This window comes from Leucobacter salsicius M1-8, from assembly GCF_000350525.1.
GTDB lineage: Bacteria > Actinomycetota > Actinomycetes > Actinomycetales > Microbacteriaceae > Leucobacter > Leucobacter salsicius.
Map to the genome: position 1 here is coordinate 21129 of NZ_AOCN01000009.1, position 15749 is coordinate 36877.

Sequence of the window (15749 nt, forward strand, 5' to 3'; positions counted from 1 at the left end):
CCGAGTAGTGACAGCTTTCCCCTTACACCTAGCGCCCCAGCACTACCGAGAATGGTCATCACGCTCGTTCGGTGCTTCCAACGCGCTCTCTGCACGAATTAGACGTCCTTCGGCCTCGAGCTTGCGTTCCTTTTTCGCGCGCTTCTCAATCTGCCGGGTGTCGCGCGGGGCCACGTGCAGGTCCTTCTCGGCCGGGACTCCCCCTTGAAGCTGCCTGCCTCGTGCGAGTTCTGAGTCAAACTCGGCCCCAAACAGGAGGGCGAGGTTTGCGATCCACAGCCACAGGAGAAAGATCACCACGCCGGCAAGTGAGCCATAGGTGCGGTCGTGGTTCGAGAAGTGCGTGACGTAGAAGCCAAACCCGACGGTCGCGACCCCCAGGATGATTATCGCGAGCAGCGCACCGGGGCTAATCCACCGAAATTTGGGCTGCTGGGCGTTGGGCGTCGCGTAGTAGAGCAGCGCGACGAGCCCTATGACGACGAACGCAAGGAGCGGCCATTTGAGCACGCTCCAGGCTGTCTGCACCGCCTGACTCGCGTTGATCACGTCGCCTAAGGCAGCAACCATTGGGCCCGAGAGCACCAGAACCAGTGCCGAGATCGCAACAGCAATCACGACGGTAATTGTCACACCGAGCTGCATTGGGCGGAGCTTCCAGAACGGGCGTCCCTCTTCAACACCGTAGATCCGGTTCATTGCCCGGCTAAACGCGCCCACGTACCCCGATGCTGACCAGAGCGCAACCGCAATGCCTGCGAACAGTGCAACACCTGCGCCCGGAGCGGTCGCGAGCTGTTGAAGTGGGCCTCGCAGCATGGTGGCAGTTTCACCGGGCGCAACCTGTTCGAGGATCCCCAAGACCGCATCTGCAGCTTTTGCGTTCTGCCCGATGACGCCAAGGAGCGAGAAAATAGCGACGAGTGCAGGGAATAGTGCGAGAACGGCGTAGTAGGTGAGGGCCGCTGCTCCGTCCAAGCACTGGTTATTTAGAAACGAGCTGATTGTGCGCTTAAGAATGTACTTCCATGAACGGCTCTCGATCTGAGTTGGGCCTTCAGGTTCATTCAAAGCGTCGAGATCTTGGCCCGACTGTAACCGCTTTTTACTTCGGTGCCGCTCTGCCATCCGCCCCTCCACTGTCCGCTGCTACTGGCCCGCATTCGACGCTACCAGCCTCGTTTCGGAAGTAGCTAGTGTTTGAGTCGATAGAGGAACGCTGCCATGGCTTGGCGTGACACCTTCGAATTAGGCTCGTATTTCGGCTTTCCAGAAGCCTGATTTATGCCACTCGACACTTTGCTATCGAACATCCATGAAATTTCTCTGTAATACACATGGTTTGCGCGAACATCAGAGAATCGGGGCGATGGGGGTAACTTGTATTTCTTATCTCGTTCCATTCGAAACAAGAATGCTGCCATTGCGGCGCGTGAAACTGCCGCTTGAGGGTTGTATCGCGGGTTACCAGCGCGTTGGGCATAGCCCTTCGAAATACCGCTCGTTGACATCCACGCTATCTCTTTGTAGAACGGGTGAGCGGTTGACACATCTGCGAACGGCGATCTAGGTGGCACTGTGTAGCCCGCCGGTACATTCGACCCTTTTGGTGTCTTAAGCCGAAACAGGAACGCTGCCATCGCCGCACGCGACACCGAGCTCTTTGGATGATAAACAGGGCCAGCCGGGGTCGCGGTCCCCTTCGATAGGCCCGACTTCTGCATCCACGTAATCTCTTTGTAGAACGGTGCTCCGGGGCTCACATCGGTGAACACCCCGGGCTCGGCGAGGCCACGCGGGTACCCGACAAACACCTGGGTGTAATAGGCCCTTCCCGTGGACGAGTACGCGATGCCGACGCCGATGTGGGTGAATTCTCTGTGCAGAATATTTGCCTTGTGGCCTTTAGAATCCCACCAGGCCTGCACGACCCTCTCCGCACTGTTTTGACCAGCTGCGACATTCTCGCCGTACCAAGACCACCCCGCCGGAATCTGCGACTTCAGGATCGGGTTGTGGAACATCTTGCCCGTCGGTCCAGTCTTGGCTTGCTCTCCACTCCAGGTTTGCGCCACCGAATGTAGGCGCGGATCGGTCTTCAGCGCGGGCAATCCCTTGGACTTACGTCGGTCGTTGGTGAGGCGCACGACCTCGGCCTGCATGGTTGCGACGCTGGAGGCCGACGGAGCATATGCCTCGCTCGCTGCGTCTACCTCTTCCTCCAGCACACTCAACACGTCTGCGGGCTCCGCGGCGGGGCGCAGTTCTGCGAACTGCTCATCCGGATCCGAGAGGCCCGCATCGTCAGCGGAGCCGTTCGCAGCCTCGTCCGAAGTGCCGTCGGCCAGGCCCTCGGAGGGTTCCTCGACTAGGTCCTCGGCCAGGTCCTCAGCGGGGCCTTCGATAGGAGCCTCACTAACTCCGTCAGCAGCGACCTCCGCGTCGTGAACGGAGCGCGTCCTGTCGGCGCTCGACACTACGGCCGAGGAATGCCCGGCGCTTGCTATATCTGCACCCAACATCATTGTTAAGGCGCACACAGCGATCAACATCTTGTTCAATTTGATTCCCCCGTCCGGCGAATCCCCCGAGACGCCGTACTCCACCACTTTACCGGAGAGAAAGAAATGCAACAGTTGTAGATTTGCCCAAAAACTGGTACGCAAAATGCTCCCACCCGCGAGCGGGTGGGAGCATCGGTCAGCGGCGGTTAGCGGCCGTTAGCGGCGGTCGAGCTTGGAGAGCCGGTCGACGGCGACCATCACGTCGACGGGCACTCCCGCGTCACGCAGCACGCGGTGCGTTGCCTTGGGGTTCTTGCGCCAGCCGTCGCGCCAGCCGCGCTTCAGGCAGTCGCGCAGTTGCGCGCGATCCTCTGACGCTTTGAACGTGCGCACCCAGCGGCGAGCGCTCGCCCCCGCGTACAGCACCTTTTCCCACCCGTAGAGCGCGTTCGAACGGCGAAACACCCACAGCTTGTTGCGCACCTCAAAGAAGAAGCGGGGGCCGGGGTCGGCGTCGCTCGATCCGCGTTTCACGGTCTTATGGGTGACGACCGAGCCCGGCACGTACAGCCCTCGCGCGCCGCGCAGTAGGCGGGCCGAGTACTCGAAGTCATCGTTCCATAGGAAGTAGGCGGCGAGCGGCAACCCGAGCTCGCGTACGCGCGCGGCCCGCAGGAAGGCCGAGACGAACGAGATCGACCGGATCTCCATGCCGCCCGCGGCAGCGGCGCGCTCGCGCTCTGCGGCAGAGGCCCGGATCTTGGCCTTCGGCGTGTTCATGGGGTGGTCTTCACCGTCGGTCCACACGACGCGCGACCCCATGACGGCGAGGTCGTCAGCGCCCAGCGCGACGTAGCGCTCGTGCGCGGTAAGAGCACCCTCGAGCGCATCCGGGCCGGGCACGGTGTCGTCGTCCATGACCCACACCCAGTCGGTGTCGTCCTCGGCGACCGCTGCGGCGATGCCGACCGCAAAGCCGCCCGCGCCACCGGTGTTTGTCGTTAGCTTGATGACGCGCACGCGGTCACCCCAAGACTCTGTCGCTTCGAGCGCGGCATCGCCGGAGCCGTCGTCTGACGCATTGTCTACTACAACGAGACGGTCGACCGGCCTCGTCTGTGCGGCGAGGGCGGCGAGCGACTCGAGCAGCAGCTCCCGCCGGTTGTACGCCACCAGTACGGCGGTTACGCGCATGCGAACACTCTCCTTCTCAAAACCTCGTCAAGTGTACCCGCCAGGATGCATGGGTGCGCTGTCAGTCCGTAAACCCGCGCCCTATTCGGCACTCCCCGAGGCCCGCAGGCGCCCTCACCGGCCACGGGGCCGGGATCGTGGTCGGGGTCGGGGTCGTGTGACGAGACTCTACCTTTGGCACTGCAGCCTATGGAATGCGCGCGCTGTGCACGATGTGATGTCTCAGGAGATCGGTGACAGTTCTGCATCAGGACATCGGTGACACTTCATGTATCAGGACATCGGTGACACTTCATCTAACGCAGGACCAGTGTCGAGTGAGTCTCGTCGGGACACAGCGACCGTTTTATGAGGCGGTCGGGCATATCGGATCAGGAATTCACCCTCCGACGTATAGAAACACACTTCTGCTGGCACCCAAACCACGTGCACCTGTCGACCAATCCACCGCTCACCGATGTAGAACATCGTCCCGATTGCTGCAGCTTGACCGTTACGCCCCACCACTTTCACAGCCTCTCCGCTCTCGTCGGGCTTGGCTCGTGTTCGCCCGCCTGGAACGAGCGGCGGTGGGGTGGGTGGGGCTGCTACCTCGGTAGCATTCCATGCCTGCAACGGAGTGATGCGGCCAGGCAAGCCCTGATGGGGGCGTTCGGTGTTGTAGATCGCATCGAACTCATCAACTAGGGCTTGGAGTTCGACGAGATCTCGGGCAAGGGGATGTTTGTCGAGCCAGCGCATGAGGGTCTGATGAAACCGTTCGTTCTTTCCCTGCGTCGTCGGCTTGTACGGCTTTCCTGTAATGGGTTCCACCCCGAGAGCGGACACGTACTCGACGAGCGCGCCGCGGCGCCCCCGCCTGGTGGGGTTCAATGCGGCACCGTTATCGGTCAATAGTCGTTGGGGCACCCCATGCCGGGCAATGCCCTGCTGGACGACTTCGATCGCGGCTTGAGAGGTTTCGCTGGCAGCCACCAAAGACGCGATCGCGAGCCGGGAATGGTCATCAATGAGTTGAAAGATGACGCATTTACGTCCGCCAGCTAACACGTACTCTGTTGCGTCAAGCTGCCAACATGCGTTCGGAAAGGGGTATACGAAGCGGCGAAACGCGGTGCGGGGTTTCTTCTTCGGTTCGACTCGGGCCACTCCTGCCGCCCGAAAGATGCGTGCCAGCGTGGCAACAGACGGGGCAGCGAGTCCCAGGGTCTTCATTTTGTCGTGCACACTAATGGGGCCGTGGTCCAGGCCCGAGTGATCGAGTGCAGCTCGAACGGCGATTGACTGTTCCCGGACGGTGTCTGGGATGCGGTTAGGGGTGGTGCGGGGTGTCCGTGGGCGAGGTTCGAGCGCCTGTGCTGGGGAGCCTACGCGTGCACGTTTCTGGATCTTGTAGAACGTGTTTCGTGAGATCTCATGTTCGTGACAGAACGCAGTGACGCTTCCGCGTGGAGCGTCTTCTGGCCATTGAACGATGGCCAGCCTGATGGAGGCCTTGATGGGGACATTGCTGCTCATGCTCCCCATTTCAGGGGAGAAGTGTCACCACCAACACTGTGAGAAGTGTCACCGATGTCCTGATGCAGAACTGTCACCGATGTCCTGCGACATAACACGCGCTGTGCACGACACAATTGTTAGTCGCAGGTGCCAACCATAGGCGCTCGTCCCCAATCCCGCACCGGTCGCCCACCGGTACCGACCGTTCATCGGGGCCACAGCACCGCAGTGCCACAGCACTGCAGCGAGCAGCCCCACGGCCGACACCTACGGGGTCGTCGCCGTTGCCTCGATCGCGTCGTTCGCCGGGGTGCCCCACAACTCCCGATAGAACTCGCTCGAGCGCGAGGTCACGACGTCGCGATAGGCCTCGTCATCGAGCTCACGGGTGGACCCGGCCGGGGTGCCGTCCTCAAACACCGAGACCCCGATCCCGGCCCGGCGATCCGGCACATTGATGCCCGCCATCTCGAGCATGGTGGCAAACATACTCAGTTGGTCGGTGCGGTCGCGGGCGATCTTGAGCCGCGCCCCCTCGGGCAGCCACAGCCGGTTGAAGATCGTGTGGCGTTCGAGCGAGCTCAGCTCGGTCTCGAAGCTGTTGGTCTCAGCGATGAACTTTTCATGGTCCCCCATCACCATCACGGCCGTGTCATCGAGGTAGCCCTGCTGGCCCAGGTAGTCGATAAACCCTGCTACCTGCTCCATCGAGCAGCGCGTGATAGCCGCCATGGGCGCCTCAGTATCGGCCTCGCAGTAGTCGTAGGCGTACGGAAATTCGTGGGTATCGAGGGTCAGCAGCGTCAGGTTGAATGGCTCACCAGCATCGTGCAGCTCGGTTACGGTCTCAGCTGCGAGCTCAAACAATCGCCGGTCAGAGAGCCCCCAGGCAGGGTTCATCTCGGTCTCTCCCGCCGCTTCCCAGGTCTCAAGGTCGCGCACTTCGTCGTAGCCGTGCCCGGTCAAGAAGGTGCCCTTGCCCGCAAACTTCGCGTCGGCCCCGCCCAGAAACACGTTACGAAAGCCGCGATCCTGGAGCACATCGCCGAGGCACACGGCCCCGGGCAGGTAGGACTCGATCGGTGCGCCGCCAGCCCCCATCAGGTTCATCTCGGTTATGTCGACGGTCGCACCTGCCGACCGGAGCGGTACGCCGCATTGGGTGCTCACGAGGCCGGCCATGGTCCAACCGCCGCCCTCATACTGCTCAAGGTTCTCGATCGATGCCCAGCCCTCGGTCGCCCGCTGCACCGGCTCGAGCATGTTGATCTCGAAGAGGGTGTCGTCGGAGAGGGCGTCTTCGGTGGATTCCAGGTAAATCACTACGAGGTTGCGGGGTTCGTCGCCCGGGGCCCGAGTGGGGGCGGTGCTGGGCGCCGCATTGGGTGTTTGCTGAGCGTCCGTGTTGCTTGCGGGGTTTGCGGGGCGCGTCTGGGTCCCGCCAGCCGCGTTAAGGAGCGGGGGTTCCACGTAGAAGTCTCCAAGGGTGGTGCCGGTGACGGCCTCGCGCACATAGGAGTTCACGTAGTCTCTGACGCCGATCGCCGAGCTGAGCGATGCCGCACCCACCGCCGGCACCGTCACCGCGAGTGCGGCAGCAAGGCCTCGCATCCAGGTTCGGCCGCGTGCCCGACCCTGTTCGGGCCGCAATACTGCACGCCTGCGCAGGCCCCGGCGCACAAACTCAACACACGCGGCGAGCGCGAGCACCGAGAGCAGCGGAACGACCAGCCCCCAATACACCCCGTCGACAACGATCTCGCTCCCGCCCGCGCCCTGCTCGCCCCCGCCTGGCAGGTTCATCATGAGCTGATCGAGCGAGACGGCCCCAAAGGTGCGCCGCACCCAGGCACCCGCTGCGGCCATCACCGCACCGGCCGACACCAGCACCCATGCCGCCGTCATTACGGCGCCCCACACCATACGTGACCGCTGCGATGGCACACCAGAGTTTCTCAGAGAGCCAGGCGTCGGCATCTTGCTGCTCGGTGGTCGTGGTGTCATTGCTCCTGCGCGTTCGAGTTGAGGGGTGGGCGTGATCCGGAGCCGCGTGGCCGCGGAGAATCAGCGCCAGGGTGTCTGTTGACACTAGCAATGCCCCGCAGCCGAAGCTGCGGGGCATTGCTGTTCTGATCGTCAGGCGCCTATTGCGCGGGCTCCTCTTCGGGCGGCGAGGCCGCCATGAGCCCCGCGTCCACGAGGGCGCGGGCGTCGGCGAAGTCGGGATTCTCGGGGTCGAACGCCGGCGGCACGAGCTCGACATTCACGGGATCATAGCCGCGGGCCTTCGCCGCGAGATCGAGGAACCGGCCGAGCATTGACTCGGGGATATCGGTCTCAACCAGCTCGGTGCCCGCCGCGGCGATGTCTTGGAACCGGGAGAGCACGTTCTGCGGGTTCATCTGCGCGAGGATCGCAGCCTGCAGAATGCGCTGCCGCTCCATGCGGTCGTAGTCGCCCCCGTCTGAGCCGTAGCGCGAACGGGCGTACCACTGGGCGGTGTAGCCGTTCATGTGCTGCTGACCGGCCTCGACCCAGCCCTCGACGCCGTTGCCGTACTGGTCGCCGCCGATGGGCAGGCGCGTCTCGACGTTAATGTCGACGCCGCCGAGCGCATCGATGAGGTTCGAGAAGGCGTCCATGTTCACGAGCACGTAGAACTGCGTTTCGAGACCGGTGATGCCCGAGACCGCGTCCTTCGTCGCTTCGATGCCGGGTGACGAACCACGCGACGCGGCGTCGGCATAGAAGCCGTCGTAATTACCCAAGTCGGTGAACTCAGTCATCTCGGCATAGAGCGCGTTGAGCTTGCACGCATCCGGGGCACCAATATTGCAGCCACCCCACTCGCTCCAGTCGTTCGGGCCCACCCCAAAGCCGTTGGGGTGCAAGGCATACATCGGGGAGTCTTCGGGGAACGGGGCGCCGACCAGGTCGCGCGGCAGACCGATGATCAGCGACTGCCCGGTCTCGGCATCCACGCTCACGAGCGAGATACTGTCGGGGCGCAGTCCCTCACGATCGGAGCCCGCGTCGGTGCCGAGCAGCAGAATGTTGTAGCGCCCGTCGACGGGGTCAACCGCTGGGGCACCCTGAAACAGGCTGCTCAACAGTGCGCGGGTGTCACCGATGGTCGAAGCCGTCCACGCGGCGCCCACGCTCGGCACCACGGTGAGGATCACCGAAAGCACCGCGATCGGCACCCGCCAGTTGCGCTTCACACGCACCAATTGGGTGAGCCGCAGGGTGTCAAACCCGAGCACGAGCCACAGGATCGCGTACGCCACGAGCAACACCTGCAGCACGAACAGCGCGACACCGTTCGTGAAGATCGTAAACGTGGCGGTGCGGGCCGTCATCAGTCCGAGCAGCGTGAGAAGGACGCCCGCGATCAGCACCAGCGTCGCCACATGCCCCACGCGCCCCAGCTTGCGTTTGCCCGCAAGCATCTGCGCGCTGCCAGGCAGCACGAAGCCAATGACCACGAGCCACCAGGCCCGTTTGGTCATGAACGGTTCAGAAGTCGTGTCTGGATTGCGCAGCGGGCGCTCGAGGTCGAGGCTCATTCGCCGTATCCGTCGGGGTTAGCCGACTGCCACGCCCACGAATCCGTGCAGGCCTCGGCCAGGCTACGGGTGGTCTGCCACTCAAGCTCGCGATTGGCGAGTGCCGGATCAGCCACCAGCTCAGCGACGTCACCCGCGCGCGGAGGCACCACTTCGTAGGGCACGGGGCGGCCTGAGGCCGCCTCGAATGCGCGCACAGCATCGAGCACGCTCGAGCCCACGCCGGATCCCAGGTTGTACGTCTTGACGCCCGCCGCGATGCGCTCGAGCGCGGCGACGTGCCCTTCGGCGAGGTCCATCACGTGAATGTAGTCGCGCACGCCGGTGCCATCGGGCGTCGGGTAGCTGTCACCAAACACGGCGAGCTTTTCGCGCTTGCCCACTGCGACCTGCGCGATAAACGGCATCAGGTTGTTCGGGATGCCCAGCGGGTCCTCGCCTATCTTCCCCGACGGGTGCGCCCCCACAGGGTTGAAGTAGCGCAGCAGCACGGCGCCCAGCTCGGGCCAGGCGGTCTGCGCGTCACGAATGATCTGCTCGTTCATGAACTTGGTCCAACCGTAGGGGTTGGTCACGCCAATGCCCGCTGGTGCCTGCTCGTTGACGGGCACAATGTCGGGGTCGCCGTACACGGTTGCCGACGAGCTGAACACGAGCTTGTCGACGCCACGCTCCTGCATCAGATCGAGCAGCACGAGCGTCGAATCAATGTTCACCCGGTAGTAGCGGGTGGGCTGTGCCACCGACTCGCCGACGGCCTTCAGACCCGCAAAATGAATTACCGAATCGAACTCGACGCCCTCGAGGGCCGCACGTGTCTCGTAACGATCAGCGAGGTCGGCCTCGATCAACGGGATCGCGTGGTCAGTGAGCTGCTCGACGCGGCGAACCGCTTCAGCGCTGCTGTTCGAAAAGTCATCAAGCACCACTACCTCGTGGCCTCGTTCAAGAAGTACCAGGGCAGTGTGGGTACCGATGTAGCCGGCACCGCCGGTCAGCAAAACACGCATGCCCCTAGAGTACTGGGCGTTTCGTGGATGCGGCATTCAGCCTTATGCCTCTCGAGCGACGCGCTAGTCATGAAATTCCGCTTCACTTTGCTCGGTGGTCACGGTCGACCGGGACGACGCCAGATTTGTCTCAGTTGAGTCTCATCTCGGTAACACGGCGTCTTCATAGATGAGTTTCCCGGTCGACTCTTCCGTAGACTGGTCGCAGACGCACGGCTAGACGTGTGCGCAGCGTTAAGGAGCGGAGGGGACCGATGGCATCACTCACGCTCATCGCCGAACCATTTCCAGATTGGGAATCCCAGGTACAACAGGCCGCCGCGCTAGACCTCATTAAAGCCATAGGCGAGACGGCTCCCCGCAGCTGCAGCGCCCGGTTGTTGATCGCCAAGGGATCACCCGAGCCGTCGTTCTCATCGGCCAAGATTCAGGTAGAGCAGCTGCCGCTTCGGGCCGGGCTGCTGCCACTGATCTGGCAGAGCGGCACGACCGCGCGCCCGCTCGACGGCGAGTTTGTGCACTCTCTCACCCCGATGCTGCCGTTGCGCACGCGTGGCGATGATGACGGTACCCAGGCCTCGGTCTCGATCCCCCATTCACTTTCGTGGGATGCCCCGCAGCTGATGGGCGCAGCCCAGGCCCGGGTCTATCGCAGCTACGTACGGCGTGCGGTGAAGCTCGCCGACGTGCTGATCACGAACACGCACGCGACCGCTCGCGCGCTCCAGAGCCAGTATGGCGAGGACATCCCCGTGCAGGTGCTGCAGCTCGCACCCCCGACGGCTTTCCTGCCCGGCGCAGACGCGGCCGAACGCCGTGCCGAGCTCGAGCTGCCTGCGATGTACGTGCTAACGACCGCAATGCCCGGAGAATTGGGTCGGCTCGATTGGGTCTTTGAGGCGCTTCGCCTGACCCCCTCGCTGCCCCGCCTGGTCGTGCTCGAGGGTCTCGACCCGTTGCCCGCGGTGCGCGACGCCAACGAGCCCTCCGTGCAGGTACCCGAGGACCTGCAGCACCGTGTCACCGTTGTGCGCGCGCGTGAGCTCGCCGACGTCGGCGCGATTCTCGATGGCGCGGCCCTGCTCGCGCAGCCCCAGGCGTACACCGGCACCGGTTACACGCTGCTCGCGGCGCTCGCCACCGGCGTGCCCGTGCTGCACTCGGGCCACGAGGTTGCCGCTGAGATCGTGCTCGATGCCGGAGTAGAAGCCACCGAGATCGGCGAGTTCACGGCCGAGTACGCCCGCCTGTTTCGCGACATCGAGTCGCTCCACACACTGTCGGTGCTGGCTCTCGACCGCAGCCGCGGCTACTCGTGGCAGACCGCCGCGTGGCAGCTGTGGGAGACTCACGCGAACCTGTAGCCCACAGGCTCCTTCGCGCCCGGGCCCATGGATCCGGATCAAAAATGCGCGGGTACTTCCGTTCATAACATCGTTATGAGCAGAAGCACCCGCGCATCTTTTACATTCGGGGCCTCGGGCTGAATTACTCGGCTGCGACCCGCGCCTTCAGCGCATCATTCTTCTCGGCCACCATGTCGGTGAGGCCCTGCGCGTAGTCGGCGAGCTTCGCCGCAACCGCCGGGTCGCTCGCGCCAAGGATGCGGGTCGCGAGAATGCCGGCGTTCTTCGCGCCGCCGATCGAGACCGTGGCGACCGGAATGCCGCCGGGCATCTGCACGATCGAGAGTAGCGAGTCCATACCGTCGAGCGTGGCGAGCGGCACGGGCACACCGATCACGGGCAGCGTCGTCATCGAGGCAACCATGCCAGGCAGGTGCGCAGCACCGCCGGCCCCCGCGATGATGACCTTGAGACCGCGACCTGCCGCATCACGCGCATAGTCGACCATCTTGTCAGGAGTGCGGTGTGCGCTCACGACCTCGACCTCGTGCGGTACGTCAAACTCACGCAGCATGGCAACGGCATCGGCCATCACCCGGTAGTCAGAATCGGATCCCATGATCACGCCAACGAGGGGCGCTGCAGTCTCACTCATGCATAAATCGTACCGTCAGATGTAGTAAAAATTTCCGCTTAGGTGGCTCCCAGAATAGGCTCAGTAGCAGTACAGCTGCGGCACTGAGGAATCGTGTGTTGCGAAACCCGAGAGAATCCGGAGCAGAACATGGCGAATCTCCCTCCCAGGCAGCCCTCCCCGTGGGACGATCCCGCGTTTGATCGGTCGGGTCCTCGGTCGGCTGGTCAGCCGACTTCTCAGCCGGCTGACCTTGGCGTGCCGCTGCCACCCGTGCCCCCGCTCCCCCCGATGCCCGGAATTTCTGCGGCACCAGGGGTAGCTGGGGCACCTGGTTCGGCTGGTTTTCCCGCCGGATCAGTGCCGCCCCCGGGCTTCCCACCCGCACCGCCGGCACCACCCGCGCCACCCGCGCCACCCGCGCAGGCCGCGCCTCCGATGCCGCCCACCGGCCCCGCCCAGGCCGTTCCCCCGGCACCGTCGCCGGGCTTCCCGCAGGCACCGGCATTAGGGTTCCCCCCGCCTCCAGGATTTCCCTCAGCACCGGGATTCCCGCCTGCACAGGGGTTTCCCCCGGCACCGCCCGCACCTTCCATGCCGCCCATGCCTCCTGCCGCTCCCGCGTTTGCGCCTGGCCAGCCCGCTCCCCCGGCACCAGGTTTCCCGCCAGCGCCGAGCTTTCCGTCTGCGCCGGGCGTTCCGTCAGCGCAGGGGTTGCCCCTGGCGCCAAGCGCTCCCCCGGTAGCGAACGGTCAACTCGCACCCGCGCAGCTGCCCACTCAGCAGCATGCGCAGCAGCCCGTTCTCGGAACACCGCCTGTCCCCGGAGCACCCTATGGGGCCCCTCCGGCCCCGCCCGCGCAGACCGCCGCGCCAGTTCCGCCGGCCCCGGCAAGCGCGCCAGGCTTTGCGCCGGCACCCCCGCAGCCCGGCACACCGCAGCAGACCCCCGCGGCGATCAACCTTCCGCCCGCACCACCTGCGCCGCCCGCATCGCCCGCTCAGCCTGCGCCCGCTGCACCGCCCGCTTCCCCGCCGGGTGCATCGCAGCAGACACCGCCAGCTCCAGCTCCAGCTCCAGCTCCAGCTCCAGCTCCAGCTCCAGCTCCAGCTCCAGCTGAGGATATTGCCGCAGGGTCAGCAGATCTATCGATGTTCGACGTGTCTCCGGTTGAAGCGGAGCTTTCCCCCGCAGCTGCCCCTGCGACCGGTGCGGAGCAACCACGGCAAGCCGATCCAGTATCGATCTTTGCCCCGTCCGCCGCCTCGAGTTCCGACAAGTTCGACGTCTTCGAAGGCATCGACGACGATGACGACGAGTTCGAGTCAACGGTTGTAATTGCGCGTGCGAAGTCCACGACTGACTGGAGCCTCGTCGACATCGACGGCACTAAGTTTCCGCTGGCCCCACAAAACGTACTCGGCCGCAAGCCAAAGTCGGGCCCCGACGGCGCACAATTTATCGCGCTGTCCGATCCCGAGCGCGTGCTGTCACGCACCCACCTGCTGATCGAAGTGGAGGACGACCAGTTGTGGATTACCGACCTCAAGTCCACCAACGGCACTGAGATCATCATGAGCGATCAGGGTGATTCTGAGCCGGGCAAGGACACCGACTTCCGGCCCTGCAAGGCGCTCAGCAGGTATGCAGTGACCGCAGACCAGAGTCTCAGCCTGGGCGGGCGCAGCATCACCTTCGACGGCCCCGCTTCTTCATAAACGCAAAGCAGTGGGCATTTGTGGCGGAATCTCCCCGGAGTTGCCACCACAACTGCCCACTACTTTTTTGTTCGTGGAGGGCGAGCGACGCGGCGCTCAGCCCAGATTCCTACTCCCCTGAGCCGAATGCGGCGGCCGCGGCACGTGCCTCGGCGAGCACCTCTTCGAGGTTGTCGCCCGTCACGGTGACGTGGCCGACCTTGCGGCCGGGGCGGGGCATCTTGTCGTAGCTGTGCACCTTCGCGCGGGGGTGCTCAGCCAGCACCTTCGCGTAGCGCACAGGCATCGGGCCTTCGGCGGGGCCGCCGAGCACGTTGACCATCACGGCAGCCGGAGCCGTCATTGACGTATCACCCAGCGGCAGATCTGCGACTGCACGCAGGTGCTGTTCGAACTGGCTCGTGACCGAGCCCTCGATCGAGAAGTGACCCGAGTTGTGCGGGCGCATCGCAAGTTCGTTCACGAGCACGCGTCCGTCACGCGTCTCAAACATCTCGACCGCGAGCACGCCGGTCACGGCGACGCCGTCGGCAACGATCGCGCCGATCCGGGCCGCTTCGTCGAGCGTCGCCGCGTTCTGCACGGGAGCGGGCGCAATGACCTCGGCACAGACACCATCGAGCTGAATCGTCTCGACCACCGGCCAGGTACGGGTCTCGCCGCTCGGGCGGCGTGCCACGAGCTGCGAGAGCTCGCGCGTAAAGTCAACAAGCTCCTCGACGAGCAGGTGCCCGCCGCGGGCGTCTTCGGCGAGCGCGGTGAACCAGTCGCTCACCTCTGACGCGTCAGAGATGACCCGCACACCCTTGCCGTCGTAACCACCGCGGGCAGTCTTCACGACCGCGCGGCCGCCATTGGCGTCAATGAACTTCTGCAGTTCAGCCTCGTCGGCCACGGCCGCCCAGTTCGGGATAGGCACGCCCAGCTCAGCGAGCTTCGTGCGCATCACGATCTTGTCCTGCGCGTACTGCAGCGAATCGGGGCGTGGGTGCACCGCGACACCTCGCTCTTCGAGGCCGTACAGGATCTCCTGCGGAACATGCTCGTGGTCGAAGGTGATCACATCGACGGTCTCGGCAAACGCGTACACCGTCTCGGCGTCGCGGTAGTCACCCACCATGTCAGCGGCACGCTCGGCGCTCGACCCCTCGGTTTCGGCGAGCACGCTGATGCGCAGCCCCAGGTGAATCGCCGGCGGCACCATCATGCGCGCGAGCTGCCCGCCACCGATCACGCCAACTCGAATGCTGCCACTGTTGAGACTCATGGGTTCTATTCTGCCGTACTCGCTTGCATGCTGCGTTCGGCCCCATCCACCAGCAAGTGCGGTCTTGACGAGCAGACGTACGAAATACGCAGCTGTTGCTCCCCTGCACCAGGTCGATACCCACTCGTTATTACAGACGGCCCCTCACCCGGGATACCGAAATGACGAGTCCATACGAGAATGGCGCAACTATCGTATCCTCCCGCCATTTCGATATGCCCCATTGGCGGCGGAGGGCTCGAAGCCTCGGCGCACCTAGCCCCGCGACTCGAGCCCACCGGGCCGAAACCTACTGCTCGGGCTCATCCTCGTCGTCGTCATCATCGTCGCGGCGCACCTCAATGATTTTCACCCCGTCGATGTCGTGCAGCGCGGGCAGCAGCGTGTTCAGCGGTGCGCGGCCCTTGAACCGCACCTCGAGCTCAACAAGATCCGAGTCCTCGCGTCGCCGGTTCGCCAGAATATACGTGGCAAACCCCGTCGCCGAGGCCTCCGCGAGTACCCGACGCAGCACTCCGGCACCGTCCACGTAGACCATGCGCACGATGCGGTTCGAGTCGCGATTGGGCAAGAGCGCTGCGAGCGGCCCCAACACCACCAGGGTGAGCAGGTGGACTCCAGTGAGCCCGATCGCGAGCGACACCATGCCCGCGCCTGCGGCCATGCCCACGGCAGCCGCTACCCAAATGGTCGCGGCCGTCGTCAGCCCGCGCACCACGTCGCGTCGCGTGAAGATCACGCCGGCACCGAGGAAGCCGATACCCGTCACGATCTGTGCGGCGATGCGCGAGGGGTCGAGCGTCACGTCTGGGCTGAGCAGCGTCTCAAAGCCGTACGCCGACACCAGGGTGAACGCGGTCGCCCCGGTGCCGACCAGCACGTGCGTGCGAAACCCCGCGGCCTTCTGGCGGTACTGTCGCTCAATGCCGATCAGCGCGCAGAGCACAAAGGAGAGCCCCAGTAGTTGGAGCTGGAGCCCCGAGGTCGCCATCCACCATTGCATGCCCCT

Annotated in this window: 12 protein-coding genes; 2 read left to right on the forward strand and 10 right to left on the reverse strand. The window is 64.3% G+C overall.

All coding sequences use genetic code 11. The annotated features are described in order from the left end of the window. Positions 1 to 42 precede the first annotated feature (42 nt). The 7 genes from C795_RS14995 to galE all read right to left on the reverse strand — a co-directional run bounded on the left by C795_RS14995 (position 43) and on the right by galE (position 9774). The gene (locus C795_RS14995) at positions 43 to 1128 is read right to left on the reverse strand and encodes a YihY/virulence factor BrkB family protein (RefSeq protein WP_033348948.1); all 1086 of its coding nucleotides are present in this window, start codon (positions 1126 to 1128) and stop codon (positions 43 to 45) included. 65 nt (positions 1129 to 1193) lie between these two features. Continuing rightward, positions 1194 to 2477, reverse strand: coding sequence for a CAP and S-layer homology domain-containing protein (locus tag C795_RS16460; RefSeq protein ID WP_198008418.1), 1284 nt, complete (start codon positions 2475 to 2477; stop codon positions 1194 to 1196). A gap of 243 nt (positions 2478 to 2720) precedes the next feature. Beyond that, complete coding sequence (locus C795_RS0102875; protein ID WP_017792255.1) at positions 2721 to 3698, reverse strand: glycosyltransferase; 978 nt, start codon at positions 3696 to 3698, stop codon at positions 2721 to 2723. A gap of 273 nt (positions 3699 to 3971) precedes the next feature. After that, the gene (locus tag C795_RS15005; protein ID WP_051053742.1) at positions 3972 to 5216 is read right to left on the reverse strand and encodes an IS481 family transposase; all 1245 of its coding nucleotides are present in this window, start codon (positions 5214 to 5216) and stop codon (positions 3972 to 3974) included. 249 nt (positions 5217 to 5465) lie between these two features. Beyond that, positions 5466 to 7142, reverse strand: coding sequence for a sulfatase-like hydrolase/transferase (locus C795_RS16465; RefSeq protein WP_198008419.1), 1677 nt, complete (start codon positions 7140 to 7142; stop codon positions 5466 to 5468). A gap of 200 nt (positions 7143 to 7342) precedes the next feature. Next, positions 7343 to 8764: an LCP family protein gene (locus C795_RS0102890; RefSeq protein WP_017792257.1), complete on the reverse strand. Its 1422-nt coding sequence runs from the start codon at positions 8762 to 8764 to the stop codon at positions 7343 to 7345. Then, positions 8761 to 9774 (reverse strand): UDP-glucose 4-epimerase GalE, encoded by a 1014-nt coding sequence (gene galE, locus C795_RS0102895; protein WP_017792258.1) that lies wholly within the window; start codon positions 9772 to 9774, stop codon positions 8761 to 8763. Before galE ends, C795_RS0102890 begins: the two co-directional genes overlap by 4 nt. Positions 9775 to 10028: 254 nt before the next feature. Here galE and C795_RS0102900 point away from each other — a divergent pair, with 254 nt between their 5' ends. Then, entirely contained in the window at positions 10029 to 11138 is a 1110-nt protein-coding gene (locus tag C795_RS0102900; protein ID WP_017792259.1) for a glycosyltransferase family protein, read from the forward strand. 124 nt (positions 11139 to 11262) lie between these two features. Here the strand turns inward: C795_RS0102900 and purE are convergent, their stop codons facing one another. Beyond that, positions 11263 to 11775, reverse strand: a complete 513-nt coding sequence (purE, locus tag C795_RS0102905) for a 5-(carboxyamino)imidazole ribonucleotide mutase (RefSeq protein ID WP_017792260.1) — start codon at positions 11773 to 11775, stop codon at positions 11263 to 11265. A gap of 1131 nt (positions 11776 to 12906) precedes the next feature. Between purE and C795_RS16470 the strand changes: the two genes are divergently transcribed. Next, complete coding sequence (locus tag C795_RS16470; protein WP_083879113.1) at positions 12907 to 13473, forward strand: FHA domain-containing protein; 567 nt, start codon at positions 12907 to 12909, stop codon at positions 13471 to 13473. A gap of 109 nt (positions 13474 to 13582) precedes the next feature. Here the strand turns inward: C795_RS16470 and C795_RS0102920 are convergent, their stop codons facing one another. Beyond that, complete coding sequence (locus C795_RS0102920; protein ID WP_017792263.1) at positions 13583 to 14740, reverse strand: 5-(carboxyamino)imidazole ribonucleotide synthase; 1158 nt, start codon at positions 14738 to 14740, stop codon at positions 13583 to 13585. Positions 14741 to 15029: 289 nt separating this feature from the next. Continuing rightward, positions 15030 to 15743: an MgtC/SapB family protein gene (locus C795_RS0102925; RefSeq protein ID WP_232225415.1), complete on the reverse strand. Its 714-nt coding sequence runs from the start codon at positions 15741 to 15743 to the stop codon at positions 15030 to 15032. Positions 15744 to 15749 lie beyond the last annotated feature (6 nt).